Annotated in this window: 26 protein-coding genes, 1 tRNA gene and 1 pseudogene; 15 read left to right on the forward strand and 13 right to left on the reverse strand. The window is 53.1% G+C overall.

Annotation, left to right across the window (positions count from 1 at the left end; genetic code table 11):
• Positions 1-924: pseudogene (locus Yoon_RS12770) on the forward strand (efflux RND transporter permease subunit); the annotation flags it as partial.
• 230 nt (positions 925-1154) lie between these two features.
• On the opposite strand, the gene Yoon_RS12775 reads toward Yoon_RS12770, so the two are convergent.
• Entirely contained in the window at positions 1155-1322 is a 168-nt protein-coding gene (locus Yoon_RS12775; RefSeq protein ID WP_238112664.1) for a hypothetical protein, read from the reverse strand.
• 94 nt (positions 1323-1416) lie between these two features.
• Here Yoon_RS12775 and Yoon_RS12780 point away from each other — a divergent pair, with 94 nt between their 5' ends.
• The gene (locus Yoon_RS12780; protein ID WP_255698846.1) at positions 1417-1896 is read left to right on the forward strand and encodes a helix-turn-helix domain-containing protein; all 480 of its coding nucleotides are present in this window, start codon (positions 1417-1419) and stop codon (positions 1894-1896) included.
• Here the strand turns inward: Yoon_RS12780 and Yoon_RS12785 are convergent.
• The gene (locus Yoon_RS12785; protein WP_238112667.1) at positions 1866-2354 is read right to left on the reverse strand and encodes a TetR/AcrR family transcriptional regulator; all 489 of its coding nucleotides are present in this window, start codon (positions 2352-2354) and stop codon (positions 1866-1868) included. The genes Yoon_RS12780 and Yoon_RS12785 overlap by 31 nt on opposite strands.
• Before the next feature lie 151 nt (positions 2355-2505).
• On the opposite strand from Yoon_RS12785, the gene Yoon_RS12790 reads away from it, so the two are divergent.
• The 3 genes from Yoon_RS12790 to Yoon_RS12800 are packed head-to-tail and all read left to right on the forward strand — an operon-like array spanning position 2506 to position 4784.
• Positions 2506-3183, forward strand: a complete 678-nt coding sequence (locus Yoon_RS12790) for an isoprenylcysteine carboxylmethyltransferase family protein (RefSeq protein WP_238112668.1) — start codon at positions 2506-2508, stop codon at positions 3181-3183.
• A 30-nt stretch (positions 3184-3213) separates the two neighbouring features.
• Positions 3214-3828: a hypothetical protein gene (locus tag Yoon_RS12795; RefSeq protein WP_238112669.1), complete on the forward strand. Its 615-nt coding sequence runs from the start codon at positions 3214-3216 to the stop codon at positions 3826-3828.
• Entirely contained in the window at positions 3825-4784 is a 960-nt protein-coding gene (locus Yoon_RS12800) for a hypothetical protein (RefSeq protein WP_238112670.1), read from the forward strand. The genes Yoon_RS12795 and Yoon_RS12800 overlap by 4 nt, the downstream gene beginning before the upstream one ends.
• 31 nt (positions 4785-4815) lie before the next feature.
• Here the strand turns inward: Yoon_RS12800 and Yoon_RS12805 are convergent, their stop codons facing one another.
• Positions 4816-5157 (reverse strand): helix-turn-helix transcriptional regulator, encoded by a 342-nt coding sequence (locus tag Yoon_RS12805; RefSeq protein ID WP_238112671.1) that lies wholly within the window; start codon positions 5155-5157, stop codon positions 4816-4818.
• A gap of 74 nt (positions 5158-5231) precedes the next feature.
• Between Yoon_RS12805 and Yoon_RS12810 the strand changes: the two genes are divergently transcribed.
• A complete protein-coding gene (locus tag Yoon_RS12810) occupies positions 5232-5762 on the forward strand; it encodes a DUF6428 family protein (RefSeq protein ID WP_238112672.1) in 531 nt (176 codons plus the stop codon).
• Between the two features lie 122 nt (positions 5763-5884).
• Here the strand turns inward: Yoon_RS12810 and Yoon_RS12815 are convergent, their stop codons facing one another.
• The 4 genes from Yoon_RS12815 to Yoon_RS12830 form a co-directional block, all read right to left on the reverse strand.
• On the reverse strand, positions 5885-6295 hold the full coding sequence (locus tag Yoon_RS12815; RefSeq protein WP_238112673.1) for an MAPEG family protein: 411 nt from the start codon (positions 6293-6295) through the stop codon (positions 5885-5887).
• The gene (locus tag Yoon_RS12820; RefSeq protein WP_370642171.1) at positions 6292-6732 is read right to left on the reverse strand and encodes an SRPBCC domain-containing protein; all 441 of its coding nucleotides are present in this window, start codon (positions 6730-6732) and stop codon (positions 6292-6294) included. Before Yoon_RS12820 ends, Yoon_RS12815 begins: the two co-directional genes overlap by 4 nt.
• On the reverse strand, positions 6729-7064 hold the full coding sequence (locus Yoon_RS12825) for a helix-turn-helix transcriptional regulator (RefSeq protein ID WP_255698847.1): 336 nt from the start codon (positions 7062-7064) through the stop codon (positions 6729-6731). Before Yoon_RS12825 ends, Yoon_RS12820 begins: the two co-directional genes overlap by 4 nt.
• Before the next feature lie 114 nt (positions 7065-7178).
• Positions 7179-7931, reverse strand: coding sequence for an SDR family oxidoreductase (locus tag Yoon_RS12830; RefSeq protein WP_238112677.1), 753 nt, complete (start codon positions 7929-7931; stop codon positions 7179-7181).
• A 93-nt stretch (positions 7932-8024) separates the two neighbouring features.
• Here Yoon_RS12830 and Yoon_RS12835 point away from each other — a divergent pair, with 93 nt between their 5' ends.
• On the forward strand, positions 8025-8966 hold the full coding sequence (locus Yoon_RS12835) for a LysR family transcriptional regulator (protein WP_238112678.1): 942 nt from the start codon (positions 8025-8027) through the stop codon (positions 8964-8966).
• Between the two features lie 100 nt (positions 8967-9066).
• Here the strand turns inward: Yoon_RS12835 and Yoon_RS12840 are convergent, their stop codons facing one another.
• On the reverse strand, positions 9067-9642 hold the full coding sequence (locus Yoon_RS12840; protein WP_238112679.1) for a TetR/AcrR family transcriptional regulator: 576 nt from the start codon (positions 9640-9642) through the stop codon (positions 9067-9069).
• 98 nt (positions 9643-9740) lie between these two features.
• On the opposite strand from Yoon_RS12840, the gene Yoon_RS12845 reads away from it, so the two are divergent.
• The 4 genes from Yoon_RS12845 to Yoon_RS12860 all read left to right on the forward strand — a co-directional run bounded on the left by Yoon_RS12845 (position 9741) and on the right by Yoon_RS12860 (position 13992).
• Positions 9741-10925, forward strand: a complete 1185-nt coding sequence (locus Yoon_RS12845) for a thiolase family protein (protein WP_255698848.1) — start codon at positions 9741-9743, stop codon at positions 10923-10925.
• A gap of 23 nt (positions 10926-10948) precedes the next feature.
• Positions 10949-11851, forward strand: coding sequence for an alpha/beta fold hydrolase (locus Yoon_RS12850; protein ID WP_238112681.1), 903 nt, complete (start codon positions 10949-10951; stop codon positions 11849-11851).
• A 267-nt stretch (positions 11852-12118) separates the two neighbouring features.
• On the forward strand, positions 12119-13534 hold the full coding sequence (locus Yoon_RS12855) for an MATE family efflux transporter (protein WP_238112682.1): 1416 nt from the start codon (positions 12119-12121) through the stop codon (positions 13532-13534).
• A complete protein-coding gene (locus Yoon_RS12860) occupies positions 13531-13992 on the forward strand; it encodes a glyoxalase superfamily protein (protein ID WP_238112683.1) in 462 nt (153 codons plus the stop codon). Before Yoon_RS12855 ends, Yoon_RS12860 begins: the two co-directional genes overlap by 4 nt.
• 36 nt (positions 13993-14028) lie before the next feature.
• Here Yoon_RS12860 and Yoon_RS12865 read toward each other — a convergent pair whose 3' ends face one another.
• The 5 genes from Yoon_RS12865 to Yoon_RS12885 all read right to left on the reverse strand — a co-directional run bounded on the left by Yoon_RS12865 (position 14029) and on the right by Yoon_RS12885 (position 18732).
• Positions 14029-14523: an ATP-binding protein gene (locus tag Yoon_RS12865; protein WP_238112684.1), complete on the reverse strand. Its 495-nt coding sequence runs from the start codon at positions 14521-14523 to the stop codon at positions 14029-14031.
• Positions 14524-15052: 529 nt separating this feature from the next.
• Positions 15053-15129 (reverse strand) — tRNA-Arg (locus Yoon_RS12870).
• A gap of 60 nt (positions 15130-15189) precedes the next feature.
• Entirely contained in the window at positions 15190-16590 is a 1401-nt protein-coding gene (locus Yoon_RS12875) for a HAMP domain-containing sensor histidine kinase (RefSeq protein ID WP_238112685.1), read from the reverse strand.
• A 9-nt stretch (positions 16591-16599) separates the two neighbouring features.
• A complete protein-coding gene (locus Yoon_RS12880; RefSeq protein WP_238112686.1) occupies positions 16600-18018 on the reverse strand; it encodes an NAD(P)/FAD-dependent oxidoreductase in 1419 nt (472 codons plus the stop codon).
• Between the two features lie 3 nt (positions 18019-18021).
• Positions 18022-18732 carry a TVP38/TMEM64 family protein gene (locus Yoon_RS12885; RefSeq protein WP_238112687.1) on the reverse strand — a complete coding sequence of 237 codons (711 nt, stop codon included), beginning with the start codon at positions 18730-18732 and terminating at the stop codon, positions 18022-18024.
• Positions 18733-19014: 282 nt separating this feature from the next.
• On the opposite strand from Yoon_RS12885, the gene rpmH reads away from it, so the two are divergent.
• Genes rpmH through ttcA form a run of 4 tightly spaced genes read left to right on the forward strand, consistent with a single transcriptional unit; the run spans position 19015 to position 20673 of the window.
• On the forward strand, positions 19015-19149 hold the full coding sequence (gene rpmH, locus Yoon_RS12890) for a 50S ribosomal protein L34 (protein ID WP_008231458.1): 135 nt from the start codon (positions 19015-19017) through the stop codon (positions 19147-19149).
• Positions 19150-19172: 23 nt separating this feature from the next.
• The gene (rnpA, locus tag Yoon_RS12895; RefSeq protein ID WP_370642179.1) at positions 19173-19556 is read left to right on the forward strand and encodes a ribonuclease P protein component; all 384 of its coding nucleotides are present in this window, start codon (positions 19173-19175) and stop codon (positions 19554-19556) included.
• Positions 19553-19774 (forward strand): membrane protein insertion efficiency factor YidD, encoded by a 222-nt coding sequence (gene yidD, locus Yoon_RS12900; protein WP_113777988.1) that lies wholly within the window; start codon positions 19553-19555, stop codon positions 19772-19774. The genes rnpA and yidD overlap by 4 nt, the downstream gene beginning before the upstream one ends.
• Before the next feature lie 44 nt (positions 19775-19818).
• Positions 19819-20673 (forward strand): tRNA 2-thiocytidine(32) synthetase TtcA, encoded by an 855-nt coding sequence (gene ttcA / locus Yoon_RS12905; protein WP_238112689.1) that lies wholly within the window; start codon positions 19819-19821, stop codon positions 20671-20673.
• Positions 20674-20934: the final 261 nt, after the last annotated feature.

Below are 20934 nucleotides of genomic sequence, written 5' to 3' on the forward strand. Positions count from 1 at the left end.
AACGTTTACGACTGTACTACGCCATCACCGCGCCCGGATTCAGCGACCGCGAGATTAACGATCTTGCCGATTTCCTCCGGCTTGAGGTGCTGTCGGCTGATGGTGTGGCCGATGCAGTCATTTCGGAAAACCCGAACGAACGCATCTATGTCGAACCGGATCTGGCCCCGTCGACGTCGTTGGGCATCCCTCCGGCACTGATGCAAGCCGCACTTGCCAACGCGGACGAAGTCGTCGAAGGCGGGTCGATCCAGACCGAAGAGGGACGCTCGCTTTTGCAGCGCCCCGACGGGTCTGACAGCGTATAGGTCATTGCCGCGCTTGATGTCGGTGTCGGCGGGCAGGTCATCAATCTGGCGGACTTCGCAGAGGTGTATCGCGGTCGCGAAGACAACCCCAACCTGATCCTGCGCCATAACGGCGTTGAAGCGTTCAGCCTTGGTGTAGGTGAACCTCGCCAGGTCGGTGGCGATTGTGATTATCGTTCTGGCAATCTTTATGGGCTGGCGCGCCGCGGTTGTTGTTGGTGCAACGCTGTTATAGACCGTGGTTGGCACGCTGTTTTTCATGGCCCTAGGGTCAATCGAAATGGAACGTATTTCGCTTGGCGCGTTGATTATCGCCATGGGGATGCTAGTGGACAACGCCATTGTTGTCGCAGAGGGCATGCAGATCAACATGCAGCGCGGCCAGACATCGCGCGAAGCCTCAACAGAGGCTGCGAGCAAGACACAAATTCCCCTGCTCGGTGCGACTGTAGTTGGCATCATGGCCTTTGCAGGTATCGGCCTTAGCCCAGATGCAACAGACGAATTCCTGTTTTCGCTGTTTGCGGTGATTGGCATTTCGCGGCGGCTGTCCTGGGTCCTCGCGATCACGGTGACCCCCTTGCTTGGCCACTACTTTTTCCGCCAAGGCGAAGAGCCCATCTCTGAACGATGTCCTGGCTAAGTCCTTGGTCAGGAATCGGTCCTCGATGGTCAGCTTTTGACTGTCTGGAACAGCCACGGAAACAAAGGTGCCATCGAAGCTTCCAACATCAAAACAAATCTCTGAATAACTCCAAGCATGTTGTGAGCTTGAAAAGTATTGGCAGAGTTCTTTCCGTGCTCGGTCTTTAACATCAGTTCCCCATAGCGTCAGGCAACCAGATACTATTGTTTCCCAAGCTGGCGGTTTTCCGGGGGCTTGCCATCGTCCTTGGACAAGAATGTCATGGGACCAATATCGTTTGGCGCCCAATCAAACGTCTTTGAGAGAAAATCACTCGTCTTGTTGCGATCTGATCCAATGTTATCGAACCATACGAAAGGTGCTGTCATGCCAAAAATCCCATATTACTTGCTTTTTGCAAGTGATTCGATAAATGACCGACTTGTGAATTGCAAGTAAAATGTTTTCCTCTATATTTTCGACATGGCTAAGAATATAAAAAAACCTTTGATAGGCTGCCCCGTGCGATACGCAGCGGGCGTATTTGGTGACAAATGGAGCTTTATTTTGCTGCGCGACATGTTGCTTCACGGCAAGCGATATTACGGCGAATTCCTTGCATCCGAGGAGGGCATCGCAACGAACGTCCTTGCCGCACGCCTGCTGAAACTTGAGGAAGCAGGCATGATCCATCGCGAGATTGACCAGCACAAGAAAAGCAAGGTTTGTTACACCCCCACGGCAAAAGCACGGGGGTTGCTCCCTGCCTTTTTGGCGATGATGGTTTGGTCAACAGAATATGATGAAGATACTGAAGCGCCGCAGTCCTTTGCGCCTGCATTTCGCGAGCATCCAAAGGAAACGATTGCGTGGTATGAGGCTGAGATCGACCGTGTTAACGCGCAGATTTCCGCGGCATCTCATGGGGCCATTCAATCTGACAGCACCCCACCGGATAAATAATCCAGCATCAGTTCTCCCATCACGGCTGACAGGGTTTGGCTGGCTCGTTCGGGGCCAACGATACGTTCCATGATATTCAGGTAGGTCGAAAGCGAAATTTGCATGGCTTCGTCTGATGCAATTTCCTCCGGCGTTTTGCCGCGCAAATAGTCAAACACCAACGTCAACTCCGAGCCAAAATTGGCACGCAGGACATCCATCAACGCAGCCAGTTGCGCCTCTTGCGATCCCATGGTGTCAATCGGTGCGCCTGCGGTGCGGCTCATCACTACTTTTGTAGATGCGAGGAACAGCGCCTCTTTGGTGGGAAAATAGTGGTACAAAGCGCTCTTTGACATGCCAAGGTGGTCGGCGATGCCGCGCATGCCGACACCAGCGTAGCCATGTTTAGAAAAGAACCCTGCCGCTCGTTCGGCCAACTCGCATCTATATTTATCTCGGTCTATGATTTTGGGCATAGCATCTCTCGTCCAGTTGGTCGAAAATAATTGACACGCAATGGGGGCGTCGTCTAGTCAGTAGACAATAGTCCAATCGGTCTAAATTAAATAATTTTAAAATTTCGGCAACAGATCTGCCCTATTCCCCTCAAGCCGACAGGAGCCTCCAATGGCCGCACCCGGTGGCGTCAATCGTAATTATGGTCGATCAATTCCGCAAAAGCTGACGTTCGCTTTGATCCATGCCTGCATCGTCGCCCTGTGCATCTGGTTGGCTTTTGGGCCTGTTGATTGGCCAAACCCAATGCGCGCGCGTCTTGTTGCGATTTGCGCTGCACTCTACTGGATACGCCATTGCGTGACGTTGTTTATTTTTCTCAAACGCAAAGTCGCCTACAGCGAAGTGCTCGGCCTTTCCGGTTTTATTGCGACCTTTGAGCTCGGCTTCGTTCTGTTGGGGGCAGGTATTTTAACCCATCATCCAGCGCCGCTCGGTGGTCCGGACATTCTCGCTGTAGCGTTGGTTTTAATCGGATCATATCTCAATTCATTGTCGGAGCATCAACGTTGGCAATGGAAGAAACTCGCATCATCTAGGGGCCACTGTTATACTAAAGGTCTGTTTAAATATGCCACGCATATCAATTACTTCGGCGACAGCGTTCTCTTCATCGGCTGGGCGCTGTTGACCGCTTCCTTTTTAGCGTGGGCGATCCCAACTTTCGTGACATTGGGCTTTGTGTTTTTTCATATTCCAGCTTTGGATAAGTATTTGTCACAACGCTACGGGACAGAATTTGACGACTATGCCGCCAAGACAGCCAAGCTCATTCCGTTTATCTATTAAGATATCCATTCTAAAACGAGGGCCGATCACATGTTAGAAACGACGCGCATGGAAACGCTAGATCGCATTGTGCTTTGCCTCATCATGTTGCTTTTGCTCTATTCTGCAACAATTTTCGCCAGCGCATACGTCTCCGGTGCAAAAATGGGGGCATGGGTGTGGGAGCGTCATCAAAACCAATTTTCATGGTATTCCCGCCCGCTCTTTATCATTCCGGCGGCCTATTATGCCTACCGCCATAAGATTTGGCATATCGTTGGGTTCATGGCGTTACTTGCAACCAGCCTCTTTTGGTTCAACGCGCCAGCGGTGGTCTCCTCTGGGGTCAGTGACTATCTGGAGTGGGAAAAGAAGCTGTTTTTGCTGAACGAAAACATGTGGCCGCTTTTTGCCCTCATCGTTTCTGTCGTTCTATTCCTAACACTGCTGTTCTATGCTTTTTGGCAACGAAACCTTTGGATAGGTTTAGCTATCATCAATCTTGGCACAGCCCTGAAAATTGTCGTTAGTGTTAGCTTTGGACAAGACGCGGGAATGGCAGCAATTGTACCATCACTTAGCAGTTTATTTGTGATCAATCTGTTTGCATGGCTCTTGTGGCGTCTCAAAGGACGAAATTCTCGAGGTATTGATAGCACCAAATGATGGATGATTTTGCCCCTCCCCGCAGCATGACTTTCCCTAAAATAGCTATCTGGGACCTGCTCGCAGCGCATCGTATTCCTTATTGGTGGACGCGTGGACAATGGATGTCTTCTTTTCCACCGACGCATACTGGGAAGGGATCACTGAGTTGTCTTACGGCGCCACATCCAACAATTTTGGAGGGCCTTGCGCCATTTGGGTTTAATTACACTCCACAACTTTCCAAGCCCGATAGCTACACAAATGTGTTGCATTCTAGTTATGCCGAACATGCTGACCCCAACAAGAACTTGGATGCGCTGCGCTATCGGCTTGAGGCAAACCTCGGGGTCGGCACATCAGCATCAACATCGCAATTTAGCAGTATAACATGGATAAATGGCCCGGCCCGGATTGAAATTCGCATCACTCCCCCTGCACGCTATCTGGAACTTTTAGAGAATGGGCTGGGTGAGGACCCAGCGCAATCAACTGCCACATGCAGGATGTCAGTCGAGCACGGCTGGCTGCCCGATGTGCCCCCGTCTCAAATCGATCTGCTAAAACAATACGAGCCCTTTATAACCATCAACGACATGCCGGGCTTGGGTGGTTTATCGGCAACCGGAACTTATTATTGGCCCAAGGCTTTACGGTTTCCTTCTTCACTCGGCATCGGGACGGCAGGCCCCGCACATATTGCGATTGCAATGACTAGAAAACGAGTTCAGCTCATCCCGATTGACCACATTCAGAAATTTTCATTGGATAAGGAGCATTTAAGACGGTCAGGTGCGACGGTTGTGTCATTCTTTGCCCATCTGTTTCCGACTGGGATGTCGAGCGCCCTCCCAAAATCGATCGCGCTGACGAGACTGCAGAACTTCAATATAGAGGCGCTACAGGAAAATGCTCTGAAACTTGCAGCAAAGGTGGGACGCGAATGCCACGTGATCCAGCGATCTTCGCCTGAGTGATTGAGGTTTAGAGGCTTGCCTACGAAGAGGGCTATGTCGCCTTGCAAGAGCAACGATTATTATCCGCTGGCTTTCCTCCCTGAGAGCAGCCTCCCATGCAGCAATCCTCCATCAAGAATGAGACCAAACCACCAACCCGATCGAAGTCGACCCGGTAATTCAGGCTTCGTGATTGCCTTTGCCTCACCACAAATCCGGCTTCAGCGAGTGCCGCCAAATGAAACGAGGCCCGAGATGGGCTGGCGCCAATCTTTGAAGCAATATCGCCTGCATTCATTCCGGCCGGCCCCGCTTCGACCAACGCGCGAATGACTTTAAGCCTGTCCTTGTTCGATAATGCCCCAAATAAAATTGCAGCTTCTACCTCATCCATATTTCAACACCTCTTGAAATGCCAGCCTCTTCAATTATATTAATTCAAGAATTATTGAAATGAAAGGCATGAAAATGACAACCTTTAACAGCTTACTTAGCAACTTGCAGACCTATGACGCTTCACTTCCCTTGGTATTTACGACTGATGGTGGTGACATTGGATCTGGGTATCACGTAACCGAACTGCGCCATTCTTTGACTACTGGGATTGATTGCGGAGGCAATGTTGACAGCTGGCATGAAGCTCGTTTGCAGCTGCTCGATGGTCAGGGAGCGACCCATATGAGCGTACAGAAATTCAATCACATCCTAAAGGAAAGCATATCTGTCTTGCCTGAATTGGCTCAGGCGCCTGTGTTGGCGGAATATGGCCAAAACAACGAGGCCCTGACTCTTATGTCGATTGGTGCGCCGAAAGAACAGGGCGGCTCTGTTGTCGTACGTCTGGGTGGCCTAAGAGCGGTTTGTAAACCTGCTCAACGCACTGTTCCATCTGAAGAAAACGCCAGCGCATGTTGTGGTGGTGCGGCACCATCACAACCGGAAACATCGTGCTGCTCAACTGCAAGGCCTAGTAACAGCCCTGCCAGCTGCTGCGCTTAAGGAAACGGGCGCGGGCACGGCGGCGATTGTGCCCGCAATCACCAGTATGTTCGTGATGAACGTATTCGCATGAGTGGCTTGGTGGCTCAGCACTACCGCCAAAGCTGAGCAAGCAGAATAGGTTAGATAAGCTGCAATCCAAGATAGATGACGGGACCAACAATCGCTGCGTAAGTTGTCACCATCCCAATGCCGCGCAAGGCAGGCGGGTACGGGTTGGTGAGCATCGCGAAAGTGTGTAGCCAACGGCCCGCTACAAAGGCCAAGCCCACGGGCATCAACCACGCTGCTTGTGCACCATTCGCTTCCGCCAAGCCAATCATGACGAGGCCGAATGCGGCATATTCCATAAGGTTGCCATGCGCGCGGATTGTAGCCGTCAGTTTGACATCCGGATGTGGACCAAAGGCTGCAGCGGTCAATTTGCCTGCCTCTTTGCCAACGCGCGCGCGTTGAAGAGAAACGTAGACAGTGAGCGGGAAGACCAATACGCCCAAGAGAACCGCGATGGTGGCTGTGATAGGTAAAATCATAGTGTATCTTCCTTTAGGGTTTTGTTGAGACGGGCAAAGCAGCCAAGCCAACCTGAACGGTGGCGATCAGCCATGCCAGCAGCGTCAAGACGACTGTGTGTCAGCGTCATTTCAGTCTTGGAGCCAAGGGTGTTCAATGAGATTGAGACATGGCTTTCTACATTGGCATGTGGCGCAGGCGCCTCCCAAACCCAAGTAAAGCTCAGGTGATCATGGGCTTGAATAACCAAGAACTGACCATTGAGATGAAGGACATCATCGCCAACTTTAAACGCGATGCGAAACCCCCCTTCTGGTACAAAATCAAGTTTTTCGACAGTCGTTGGCATGTCATCTGTAGGGGCGATCCACTGAACTAGCGCATCTGCTCTCATGAAGGCTGCGAAGATTTTTTCCTTCGCGTGAGGGAAGGTTTCGGACAAAGTGAAGGCAGTCACAATTCATCCTCGTCAAGAAAGCGCCCAAGGCGTTGCAGGCTACCGGTCCAAAATGCACGGTGATCTGTGAGCCATGCGTCGGCTAAGCTAAGCGCTTCTGCATTTGCGCAAAACAGATGCGAACGCCCTTTGACCTGCCGCGTCACCAAGCCCGCCCGTTCTAGCTGCAGCAAGTGACGTGATAGTGTTGGTTGAGCGGCGTCAAACCGCGCGGCGAGAGTGCCCGCACTGGTGCCTGGCTCACTCATCAGCTGCGCCAGCATCTTTCTGCGCGTTGGATGTGCAAGTGCCTGAAATACCCGGTCGAGGGGATTGTGTGATTCTATAGTCATGTGGCTATATTATAGCCACATGACTATACGTCAATCAATATTTTGAATGTACTGCCCTCAGGTGGCGGCCGACTTGACCCAAGGGCAGCACAACACACATCACTGACTGGCAATTTAGCCAAGGGTTGCGCAGCCTGTCAGACCGCCGTCTATAACAAGCTCCTGCCCAACGATGAAATTGCTCGCTCTGGAGGCCAAGTACATGACGGCTTCAACTTGGTCAGCCTCTTCACCCATGCGGTTTGCTGGCGTTGCTGCCGCAATAAATTCCCGAGTTTGCTCAAACGCCTCATCGACGAGCCCCATTTTTGCAAAAATCGGCGTGGCGGTTGGACCCGGGCTCACCGCGTTGAAACGAATGCCTCTGGGAGCAAATTCCGTCGACAGCGTCGACACCAGTGACTTTACCGCGGCTTTACTTGCAGCATAGGCCGCAGAGTGCGGCTCCCCCATTTGGTTGGCAATGGACGTCGTCAAAATGACGCTGGCGCCATCGCTAAGATGCGGCAAGGCGGCTGCAATCGTATTGACTGTACCGTGAAAATTCACATCCATGATCTGCCGAAACCCTACAGGGTCGTGATTTTCAAACGGCGTAAATGCAGCGATACCAGCATTTGCAAACAAGACATCAATCAGGCCATGCTGGCGTACGACATCCTCCATAAAGGCATCAACTGACGTGCGCTCTGTAATGTCGCAACACTGGCCAGAAACGCCCAAAGACGAGACAGTGTCTGCCATGGTCTTCTGATCCCGACCCAAGATTGAAACCTTGGCTCCCTCTTTTCTGAAGGCTTGCGCAGCGGCGCGGCCAATGCCTGAGTTGCCGCCCGTTACGACGGCCGTCTGGTTCTCAAAACGCATATTTTATCCTTATGAAATAGCTTCATCCACACATGTTTTAAGAGCTCAAATTCCATCATTGAAATGGATTAATAGAATGCATAAATTCACATTATGAATGACAAGAGACACCTTCGGACATTGGACCTGAACTTGCTGGTCGTTTTTGATGCCGTGTACCGTGAGCGTCACGTGACTCGTGCAGCGGAGAAGCTGGGCATGTCACAGCCTGCGATGTCCAACGCTTTGCAACGCCTGCGATCCGCCTTGGATGATGAACTTTTGGTCAAGTCACCGGTAGGAATGGAGCCAACGGATCGCGCCAAGGAATTGGCGGCCCCGATACAAAGCATTCTTGCGGAACTCGAAGATATCTTGGGCCGCAGGCAATTTGATCCAGCCACAGACACGGGCACCGTTACCCTTGCCGCCGTGGACTATTTCAATCTCGTGCTGCTACCACCCCTCGCGCGTTTCCTTTCGCATCACGCACCCCACATGACACTGCGTGTGGTTCCAACAAGCGGGCGGTCACAAGAACTATTGGATCTAGGGGAGGTTGATCTGGTTTTGGCCAGCTTTGGCGATGTGCCCACTCGTTTTCAAAAGGATGTGCTAGCGCAGGAAGGATACGCGTGTATTTTACGCCATGACCATCCGATTTTGAAACAAGGCTTAACACCTAAGCGATATGCTCAATTGCGGCACGTTCTTCACAACCCAGGCAAGGATCCGTTTGGCAGCACCGATAAAGCCCTTGCCGCGCTTGGTTATGAGCGCCATATCGCACTCACTGTGAACAGCTTCACACATGCCGAAAGTATCATTGCTACAACCGATATGATCCTCACGGCCCCAAGAGGCGTTGCCATGTTACTGGCTCAAAGCCCAGCCCTTGAAATTGCAGATTGCCCTGTGGCGGTCGACTTGAGTGCGCAGCAGTTGGAAATGCTATCTCATTCTCGCAGAAGTAAGAGGCCTCTGGTGGCATGGGTTCGACAGGTGATATCCGACATTGCAGCCCGCCAACTTGCGTCCGACACACTGGACCTGTGATCTCTAGCCTTACGTCTGAGCTGCAAGGAAACCCGATCTGGCATGAGTTGCACTCCAAGAGTTCTGCCCGTAGGACACGAGCATCGCACATACAGCCAGTTCACGTTTCAGCTTGCTCAGGCGACGCCTTCGTCGCGTTGTGCGCCGCCATCCTCACCTTTTCGCCGATGGGGTGATCGCCCACCGCGCGAGATAAAACCAATGCGCCGACAAGCAAAGAGACTGTGCGCAGCGCCTCCTCATCGGCTTCGCCTTCATAAGAAGGCTCTATCATCTGAACCAACTCTTGAAGGCCCTCTCCAAAGACTTCCTGTAATTCCGGTCCATAACGATGTGCTTGCGCAGCTAGACTCGCAAAACAGCATCCCTCAGAAATATTGGTCGTATGTAAGTTTGACAGGTATGCGTCGCGAAACGCTTCTGTGCGGGGGCGGTCGTTTTTTTCAAAAATGCTTTGCCAGAAACGTCGGTTCGCTGCCATCGCCTCTGCCGTTGCCTCGACCATCAACGCGGCTTTACCTTTGAATTGTTTGTAAAAACCCCCGTGTGTCAATCCGGCGGCTTTCATCAAATCTGCGACGCCAATTCCATCGTATCCATGCTCTCTGAACTTCCGACTCGCCACTTCCACGACTTTGAGGCGGTTTTGATCTGCAACTTCTTGGGTCACGCGCATGTTCTGCCCTCTAAATCAATAATTATGACCATAATCTAATATTGACACTGATTAGATTACAACCGTAATTTAACTGGAATCATACGAAGGACCTAAAAATGCTCGACCCCATCGTGATATCTGCCGCTCGACGCACGCCCCTAGGAGGCTTCATGGGCAGCCTTTCTTCGCTCCCTGCCTCAGACCTCGGAGCCGCCGCCATCAAAGCAGCCCTAGCCGACGCCGCACTCAGTCCGTCTGATGTTACCGAGGTACTCATGGGATGTGTCCTGACAGCGGGACAGGGACAGGCACCTGCGCGACAGGCCGCGCGGGCAGCAGGGATGGCCGATACGGTCGGAGCAACAACACTCAACAAAGTTTGTGGATCAGGAATGAAAGCTGTGATGACCGCAGCCGACCAACTTGCGTTAGGCCAAGCGGATGTGATGCTGGCAGGCGGCATGGAAAGCATGTCTCGTGCTCCACACCTGATGGCTGCGCTGCGCGGCGGGCAAAAAGCGGGGCCAACGACGGTTCTCGACCATATGATGCACGACGGATTGGAAGATGCCTATGACGTAGGCCGTCCCATGGGGGCATTCGGGGAAGCTGCCGCCAAAAAATACGGCTTAACGCGCACCCAACAAGATGAATTTGCGATCGAAACCCTCGAACGCGCCAAGACAGCGCTGCATTCAGGCGCCTTTGACGCTGAAACTGTCGCGATGGATGTGATGCAGCGCAAAAAATCTACTGTAGTTTCACAAGATGAACGCCCAACTCTGCTAGACCCCGAAAAAATTCCAACCTTACGTCCTGCCTTCGATGCAAATGGGACGATCACCGCCGCCAGCGCATCAGGAAATGCGGACGGAGCGGCCACTCTTGTCCTCACGCGCCGCTCCGTTGCTGAGCTCCACGGCATGCCGATTTTGGCCCGCATCCAGGGGTATACGTCCCATGCCCAAGATCCAGCTTGGTATACAACTGCGCCAATTCCCGCGATCCGCAAACTATTGGATCAAATCGGCTGGGATGTTGCGGATGTTGACCTGTGGGAAATCAACGAGGCCTTCGCAGTCGTCGCCATGGCGGTAGCAAAGGACATTGGCATTTCTAGGGATCGATTGAATGTAAATGGCGGGGCTTGCGCGCTTGGCCATCCAATAGGTGCAACCGGCGCGCGGATCATCGTGACATTGCTGTACGCGCTTCGGACGCGCGGTTTGCAACGTGGCGTCGCGGCTCTGTGCATCGGCGGTGGTGAAGCCACAGCGCTTGCCCTCGAAATCGACAGATAAATGATCAACAAAGGAAACTGATTATGACACAAACCCGAAGAGATACTCTTGGCCTCCTCGCTGGCGCCGCTGCCGCTGCAACGATTCCAGTGACCGCGCAGGCGAATGTTAAACATATGCAGGTTGCGGGTGCCGAGATTGCTTGGGAAAGCCATGGCTCTGGTGCGCCGATTTTACTTTTGAACCGGTTTCGCGGCACGATCTCCGATTGGGATCCTGCTTTCATTGACTCATTGGCACACCACCACCGTGTCATTACTTTCGACAGCGTAGGTGTGGGGGAAAGCGGCGGTGAGGTGCCAGAAACGCTCGAAGGGGCCGCGGATGTTGCGATTGGGCTGGCTGATGCGCTTGGACTTGAAGCACCGAACATCCTCGGTTGGTCGATGGGTGGTATGATCGCGCAGATCGTTGCGGCTAAATACAGTGCCCGCCTTGGGCGTGTTGTTCTTGCAGGTACGACGCCCAGCTATCGTACGGCAGGCACCGTACCTGCACCCCAAGAATGGTTGGCAACGGCTGGCAAAGAGATCAACACAGCAGAAGATATGCATTTTCTATTTTATGGTGAAAGCGAAAGCAGTCGCGCGGCGGGGCTTGCCTCACTTGAACGGATCGGCGGGGGGGATGCTGCGGCAGGGGCCCGCGCGAAAAGCACCATGGCAACCCTCGCGGTACAGGCTGCGGCAACGCGGGCTTTTCTTACCGGAGAGGACGGCGCATTCGAAACGCTCGGGCGGATTTCATCACCTGTATTTGTGGCCAACGGCGATCAAGATCGAGCTTTTCAAGTCGAGAATTCTCTCGCTCTCGCCCGTGCAATTCCGAATGCGCAATTGGCGATTTACCCAAATTCTGGCCACGCTTTTCACTTTCAGCACATTGAGCGCTTCACCTCGGATGTCACGCGCTTTCTTGCAAGATAACCCTTAAAGTAAGGGCTTTACCGAATGTGATTTGGTGAAGCCCATCACCCTGAGAACAGACCGCCAGTCAATGGCCCGCCAATACCCCCTTGACCAACAGATGACTTCAGCTTAGCTCTCCCTTAGGCTGTAGACGCCTGCCTCCCGCTGACATTTGTCTTGGTGAAGTTCTATGACGTATATTTCTATCTCCTCTTTCCGCATATCGCGCGGATGGTAATGCGGACCCCATCTTCATTGCGCGATTTGGCTAGAGAGATACGGGATATGACTGAGACTCCCACCAATACATTCACCGATGGGCCGCTTGGGTCCATCTATTTAAAAACTGCGCTTCCGATTATTTTTGTGATGGGGATGAACGGATTGCTCTCCGTGGCGGATGCGCTGTTTCTTGGCATCTATGTTGGTCCCGATGCCTTGGCCGCTGTCACGTTGATGTTTCCGATCTATATGCTGATCGTCGCGCTTTCCACGCTGGTGGCGAATGGGATGTCCAGCCTTCTCGCGCGCTCTCTTGGCGCCGATGACATCGACAAAGCGCGGGCCACATTCGCTGGCGCACACGGATTGGCGATCACATTGGGGGCGTTTCTGATCGTTTTGTTTCTCCTCGCAGGTCAGCCTGTGGCGTTGTTACTTGCCAGTAGTTCAGAGACTTTGGCGCAAATGGGCTTGGTCTATCTGCGGATCACAGTGTTCTTTTCTCCGCTGCTTTTCGTGCTGTCAGTGAATTCCGATGCGCTGCGCAACGAAGGGCGCGTGGTTTTCATGGCCGTGATGAGCCTGCTGGTGTCGATAGCAAATATTGGCTTCAATTACATTTTGATCGCGATTTTAGACATGGGTGTCGCAGGATCAGCCTATGGGACAGCTGCGGCTCAAACCCTTGCCTTTTTCATCATCCTTGGGTTCCGCTTCCGTGGCGCAACAGCATTGCGGCCAGCGACCCTACTGTCGCACTCGGTGAGACATGGGTGGGGGCGCATCCTCACTTTAGGAGCACCTCAAAGCTTGAATTTCGTCGGGCTAGCGCTCGGATCGGCAGCGATCATTACAGCTTTGCAATGGGTTGGGCAGCCTGGGTATGCAGATACGATCACTGCCTATGGGATCATCACACGAGTCATCACCTTTGCGTTTTTGCCGCTATTGGGGCTGTCCTTTGCCATGCAAACAATCACTGGCAACAACTATGGCGCTGGACTGTGGCACAGATCGGATGCAAGTCTGCGTGTTGGGCTTTGGGTGGCGTTTCTTTATTGCGTGGTGGTGCAAGCTGTTGTGATGAGCCTACCTGCCTTGATTGCCAGCGCATTTGTGGACGATACTGAGGTCATCGCTGAGGTCGCGCGTATTTTGCCTGTCATGACCTGTGTGTTCTTTTTGGTTGGGCCGTTGATGATGATCGCAACCTATTTCCAAACGATTGGAGCTGCGGGAAAAGCGGCACTCTTAGGATTGACAAAACCCTACGCCCTCGCACTCCCATTGACGTTTTTTCTGCCTCTAGGCTTCGGTGAAATTGGCATCTGGTATGCAGGGCCCTTGGCAGAGGTGACCATGCTGGGAATTACGATAACTGTGCTTTGGCGCACCGCTCAGAAAACAGAGCTGACGTGGGGCATTTTTCACACGGCGCATCACCGGCCACATAACAGCGCGCAGGGAGAGATCAAATGAACACGTACCTGCCCTCAACAATGCAAGCCAAGGACCAAGCAAAGCGGTTGCGCCAAAAACGATCAGAAGATGGCGCACCGGTTACTCATGCTAAATCGCTGGAATTAATTGCCCATCAACATGGGTTTCGCGATTGGAACAGCCTGTGTGCTGCCATCGCTAACGGGCCACCCAAAGGGTGGGCCGTTGGTCACAAAGTCAGCGGCACCTACTTGTCTCACCCGTTTACAGCAAAGGTAGTATCGATCTCGATGGTCAAATCGGACTGGTTCCGATTGGAGTTGGATCTAGACGAAGCCGTTGATGTGGTGGCCTCGGATCAGTTCTCGAATTTACGCAAACGTATTCGCGGCATCGTTGGTCCCAAGGGGCACTCGGTTGAAAAGACCAGTGATGGCGTGCCTCATCTTCGACTTGAGCGGTCGTGGGTGAACCGCCAATCTTTGGGCCCCTCATGATCTTGATATCAGCCCGACATCTAAGCTGCTTTTTGATCAGGAAGCCGGGTCGGCGTTATGCAAAACGATATTGAATCCTTCCTCTGATGAGGGCGCGACGAAGTGCTCGGAGACCTGCCGAAATTGTTCTTCTGTTGCTGCAAAAGGGTGTTCGGCTAAGGCATTGCGTGCATGCAGTCGCATGAGGCAGATTTCGTCAGGAACATCCAGCACATGAAGTTGATGGGCCGCGCTTGTTTGGTCCAATAGGCCGCGCATCCAATGGCGTGATTCAAGGGTATTGGCTTGAAAATCTAAAACCACCGAAACATTCGCATGGAGCAAGGACACAACATGAGGCCCGATGACCTTGCGCAGCTTGGCCATACATCGCACGTAGTCCGAAATTGAAGACATATCTTCACCATAAAGCGCGTTCAGCCAGTCGTCCTCAGAGATAACAATGGTGTGGTCAACCGCACCAAGCTTGGCTGCCAAACTAGACTTCCCTGAAGCGATTTTACCGCACATCAAATGCAGAGTTGTAGGCATTGGCTTGTTTCCTTGGGCGACTGTTTCTTTAGGTGAATCTTGTTCGATTTTGGGTATTTCGCTGCTCAACTAGCACATTTCGCAGACATCGGGCCAGAGGGAGTGATCTCTCCCTGACCCCAAAAAACGCCTCACACATTGCGCACTCAGCCTCTGCCTGTCGTCCAGTACATCCAACATAAGCAGCCATACTGCATCTGCAGCGAAGATCCGGAATCCGCCCTTTTTTAAACAAGAGCTAGGGGACGTCGTCCCCACGCGCCCGCAACACAATTAGGCAGGGCCGTGTCCTCGGCTACGCCTGCGGGCCGCACCCACCCTGTCGAATTGTATTGCTCTTGCTACCCCCAACCCTCGCCGGGAGCAGGTTTTAGAGGCAGGCGCGCTGAAGCGCTTTGCTCAAAACCAGTTTTGAAAGGGAAATCATGCAAGACATCACCTCAAATGACCAAAAGCAAAGCTATGCGTCGAAAAAGGTAAAGCTCTGTCGCAAAAGGAAGAACTATGTGTCGTTTCACAAGAGGGTAAATGGCGGACTGGGGAGGATTCGAACCCCCGACCCCTTGATTCGTAGTCAAGTACTCTATCCAACTGAGCTACCAATCCGCGTATGGGGGGATTTAGACGGGCTGGCGGGTGGGCGCAAGGCCCTAATTGGATTCTTTTTCATTCGTTGAGTTGCGTAAGCGCGAGATCTGCTTTGGGCAATTCAATGATAAATGTCGTGCCTGCGGGGCCAGTGTCTTGTAGCCGCAGTCTCCCGCCGTGCCCACGAATTAGGTCACCTGCGATCACAAGGCCAAGCCCTGAACCCCCTTTGCGTACCCCGCCTTGAAAAGGTTGGAACAGGTGTTCTTGGGCTTTGGGCGGAAGGCCTGGCCCGGTGTCAGAAACGGTCACATGCCAACAGTCGTCGTCTTCATGCGCGTGAATGCAAATTTCACCAGATTTCTTAGTCGCCATGATGGCTTGGCGCGCGTTGCGCACAAGGTTTTGAATAACGCGGTAGAGCTGCTCGCCGTCGGCGCGCACGGCCATTGTGGCGGGAATATCTTCTGAGAACGATATCGCATAGTCCCCGGCCGCGAGTCGTTCGCTGTCAATTACATCGCCGACGATATGGGCGAGGGTCACGCGGGAGAGGGCGGGGGCGGGTTCTTCAGCGCCGCCAAAGGCTAACGTGTTCTCGCAAAGGTTCACCGCGCGTGTAATCGACCCAACGAGCTTGGGGGCCATGCGTTGCACGAGCGGGTCTTCGGAGCCTTCAATCCGATCCGTAAATAGTTGCGCTGATGTTAAGATGTTACGCAAATCATGGCTCACCTTCGCGACACCGCTGCCCAATTGGGCGAGCCTTTGCTTTTGCTTAAGCGCGCTGGTCAGCTGCATTTGCATCATTTGCAACGATTCTTCGGCGGCGCGCAGTTCTTTGATACTCGCGGATGGCACAATGATTTGGCGGGCGTCTTCAGGGGCTCTGGCGTATGATTCCATATGGGTCACAACGCCCTTGATTGGCGTCACCAGCAATTTGCGCACGGCAAAGAATAACATCCCAGCTGTCACAACCGAAATGAACGCGGAGAGGATCAGAATGTTCCAGCCGTATTGCAGCATCGCGTTGCGCAGGGGCATTTCATCAATGGTGACTTCAATCAGCAAGCCGCCATCACGTACCGGGTTGCCGATGATCCGAATGACCCGCTCTTCTTTATCAAGCAGGGTGCTTAGCGCATCGCGGATCAAGGTCATGCTGGTCGGCGCGCGCATGTCATAGGTGGCGGTAATCGGTGATGGGATCGGCGATGAGAGCACCAACTGTCGCATGTCGTCGCGGCGCAGCACGACGTTATAGACTTCGGCATTGGTCAGTAGTTCAACCTCTAGCGCGGGGGTTATCATATCGTCTGCCTCAAGCGCGAGCGATGCGATCTGCGCCCGTTCAAGCCGCGCAATCAAGTAGTCCTGCCGGAAACGCGCGATTGAGGGCACGAAAATGAATACCTCAGCCAGCATCACAAAAATGACCGTGAGAATCAAAAATCGGCCCGAAAGTGAGTTGGTCATTAACCCTCGCTATGGCAACCAGCGCTGCACAAGTCCGACGACACGTTTCACCGTCGGGTTTTCAAATAGTCTTGGGGTAAAATAGGCACCCGCGGCGCGTTTGTTAACCTCACTAATTGTGGGGTAGGGCAAAACAGCGTTCGCAACGGCTGACATTTTCATTTTATTGGCAATTGCCATCGCCCACATACCGATCAACTCGCCCGCTTGATGCCCCGCAATGGATGCGCCCACTGGGCGGCCTTTGACGACCATGACTTTGATCAGACCTTTGGTTTTGCGTTCTGCAATCGCGCGGTCGTTATGTGCATATTCAAAGCGCACCGTTTCGACGGCCGCGCCGAATTTATCTTCAGCTTGGGCTTGGGTCAGGCCGACTTGGGCCAGTTCAGGATCGGTATAGGTTGCCCAAGGGATGTGATCCGTCCGTTGTTTGGACGGCAATCCAAACAACATTGACCGGATCAAAACACCGGCATGGTACCCCGCAACATGTGTGAATTGCAGTCCGCCTGCGACGTCGCCGGCAGCAGAAACCTTTTTATTACTGATAGATCGCAGGTTGTCGCCCACTTTCAATCCGCGGCGATCATGTTCAATGCCGCCTTTATCAAGGTCGAGTTTGTCGATGTTGACCTTGCGGCCTACCGCCATCAACAGGTGCGATCCGGTGAAGTCTCCGGCGGGCGTATGGACGGTAATGCTGTCATCCGTGCCGCTGATTTTCTCGGCTTGTGCTCCTTCGACGATGTTCACACCCTCAGCCTGTAGGTTGTCGAGAACGATTGCCGCCATTTCCGGGTCATCATTACCCATCGCTTTGGCGCCTTCAATCACGGTGACCTCACAGCCAAGCCGTCGATGTGCTTGCGCCATTTCCATGCCAATCGGGCCGCCACCAATGACGATCAGATGCGCGGGTTTGTCGCGTAGATCAAAGATGTTTTCATTCGTGTAATATGTGACCTCATCCAACCCAGGAATAGGTGGGACGAACGGGCCGGATCCAGTGGCCACGACAAAACGCCGCGCGGTGACGATGGTGTCGCCTGCCTGTACTTCGGTTTCTGAAATAAAGCGCCCGTAATCTTGGATCACCTGCACGCCCAGTCCTTCGAAGCGTTCGACGCTATCAAGCGGGGCAATTGTGGCGATGACGTCATGCACATGGTCTTTGGCTGCTGCGTAATCAACGGTGGCTTGGGTGTCTGCAACGCCAAGCTTTGCGCCATGGGACATTGCGTGCGCTTGCTTTGCCGAGGCGATCAGCGCCTTAGAAGGCACGCAGCCATAGTTCAGGCAATCGCCTCCCATCTTCCCGCCTTCGATCAGGACCACTTTGGCCCCCATTTGCACGGCACCCGCTGCAATCGAAAGACCGCCAGAGCCGCCACCAATAATGCAAATATCTGTTGTGATACGGTTCATGGCTTATAGACCTTTCTTGCCGCGCAGGGCTTTGATCGCAATGGGCAGGGCGGCCAATGCCGACAGCCCGATGATGGGAAAGAGGATGGCTGGCTCAAAAATGATGCCGAGGTTAGGTGTTTCGCCGCGGGCGAAAATCTCGCCCAGCCCTGCACCGACAGAGGTGTAAACCACCGAACCGGGGATGATGCCAAAGAACGTGGAAATCACAAAACGGTGCAGGGGCACACCCAAGAAGGATGGAATCAGGTTTGCCAAAAAGAATGGGACGACTGGGATCAGACGCATCAAGAATAGCATCGACCACTGGTTTTCGTTGATGCCCTCTTTGATCTTTTTGACGGCCCCGTCGGCGTTATCAAGCTTTTGGCTAAACCCTTCGCCAAAGCCCCAGCGCGCGGCAAGGAAAATCGCCGTTGCACCGATGGTTGCGCCGATCATGTTGAACAAGGCACCGGGAAAGACCCCGAATAAAAAACCGCCGGTCAAGGTGGCGATGGTCGCGCCGGGCAGCGAAAATGCAACGATCGCGATGTAGGCGGCGATAAACACGACGACGGTCGCCACATAGTTACTGTCACGAAACGCCAGCAAGGCCTCGCGATTTTGGGCGAGCGCTTCAAACGTCAGTTTGTCGCGTAAAAGGTAGGTCCCAATTGCCGCGACGATAAGAATCGCAATCATAGGCAGCTTGCGGGTGATGGGGTGTGACATAATGGTTCCGATACAAGTGGTGTGGGGTCATAGATGGACGTATCTTCGTTCCAGCGGTACCCGCCTCACGACCCGTTGATGGAAATCGACCTGTTATTTCAGTTTTGACCGTATTCGGGTACAAGATTGAAACATTTTCATTGGTGACATTCTTGGAATTGTTGCAGTTTCCACCGCTTTGGCGCGTTGACATGCGGTGGCGTCCTCTCTAAAGGACAGGTCTGAAATGTTGATCGGCTTCGAATCCCAAATGGGGTTTGGCCTCGAACCGGAGAGAACGCGATGAAGCGCACGTTCCAACCATCTAACCGGGTTCGCAAGAACCGCCACGGATTCCGCGCACGGATGGCTACAAAAGCTGGCCGTAAGATTCTGAACAATCGCCGTGCCAAAGGCCGCGCGAAGCTAAGCGCGTAAGCGCTAAGCCTGTTTTGAGCGATTTGAAACCGCCGGTTGGGCCTGTTGAAGGCACTCCGGCGGTTTCCGTTTGTTTGCATGTTTTGACCAAACGTGCGGATTTTGTGCGCGCGTCCCATGCGCACCGCCAAGGCACTCCCGGCATTCACCTGCAAGCGCGCAAGCGCGCGGATGGCGAGGCAGCAGGGATTCGCGTCGGATTTACCTGTTCGAAGAAAGTCGGCAACGCTGTCGCCCGGAACCGTGCCAAGCGCCGGTTACGCGAGGTCGCCCGCATTGTACTGCCTGAAATGGGCCGCGACGGTTGGGACTATGTGCTTGTGGGTCGTAAAGATGTCACCGCGACCCTATCTTTTGATACGTTAATCGCGGATTTTCGCCGCGCGTTGAAAAAGGTTCACAGATGACACCCCTTGCCTATGTCGTATCATTGCCTGTGCGAGCTTACCGTTTGGTTTTGTCACCTTGGATCGGCAATAGCTGTTGTTATCATCCCACCTGTTCGGCCTATGCGCTTGAAGCGCTCGAGAAACACGGGGCAATCAAGGGCAGTTGGTTAACCATTTGGCGCATCCTGCGCTGCAATCCGTGGTCTAAAGGTGGCGTGGATAACGTACCGGATTAAACTTTCGATTGGATCGCGTGCGTATCATCTGGCATAGCAGGCCCATGTTAGATGAAGCCGACGATATTCACCCGCTGTTTTACGGTGCGCCCAAAACAACCGAGTTCAAGAAGCTGCGCAAGCGCATCGTACAAAATGTACGCGAAGCGGTTGAACAATACGGTATGATTGAGCGTGACGCGAAATGGCTTGTCTGCCTGTCGGGCGGCAAGGACAGCTACACGCTGCTTGCGATTCTGTATGAATTGAAATGGCGCGGGCTTTTGCCGGTTGAACTGATTGCCTGCAACTTGGATCAAGGGCAGCCGGGGTTCCCAGCGACTGTTTTACCGGCATTTCTTGAAAAGATGGGTGTGCCGCACCGAATCGAATACCAAGACACATATTCTATTGTAATGGATAAAGTCCCTGCAGGCCGGACGTTCTGTGCGCTGTGTTCACGGCTGCGGCGTGGGAATTTGTATCGTATCGCGCGCGAAGAAGGCTGTTCGGCCGTTGTGCTGGGGCATCACCGCGACGATATTTTGGAAACGTTTTTCATGAACCTGTTCCATGGCGGGCGTCTCGCGACGATGCCACCCAAGCTGGTGAATGAGGAAGGTGACTTATTCCTCTATCGCCCGTTGGCCCATGTCGCCGAAGCCGATTGCGAAAAATTTTCGACTTCAATGAATTACCCGATCATTCCCTGTGATCTATGTGGATCACAGGACGGGTTGCAGCGCCAACAGGTCAAACAAATCCTTGATGGCTGGGAAAAGAATAGCCCCGGTCGGCGGCAAGTCATGTTTCGGTCGTTGATGAATGCGCGACCATCGCATTTGCTTGATCCGAAGCTATTTGATTTTGCAGGGCTGATGCTTAGGACCGACAATGTCCCAGATCAAAACCTGGATTAACGGCCGCGCTTTTTCGGCCGCATTTTTCAACGTCACTGTGACCAGCGGTTGATCAAAGTTTAACCGCCGAACAAACTTCCATCGCAAGCAAAGCGCTTGATTGCCCGTAAAATGTTGCCTTTACACATAGTTTGTACGCTCTCTGACACGCCAGTAGTTGTATCGGCGGAAATCCGCGGCTAACAATTAGTTAATTTTGGCTGTGTATGTTTTCTGAGTGTCAGCGCCCTCTGCGTTAAATGAGGGCAAGTGTTCCGGTTT

The sequence above is a fragment of the Yoonia sp. I 8.24 genome (genome assembly GCF_022096995.1).
Taxonomy (GTDB): domain Bacteria; phylum Pseudomonadota; class Alphaproteobacteria; order Rhodobacterales; family Rhodobacteraceae; genus Yoonia.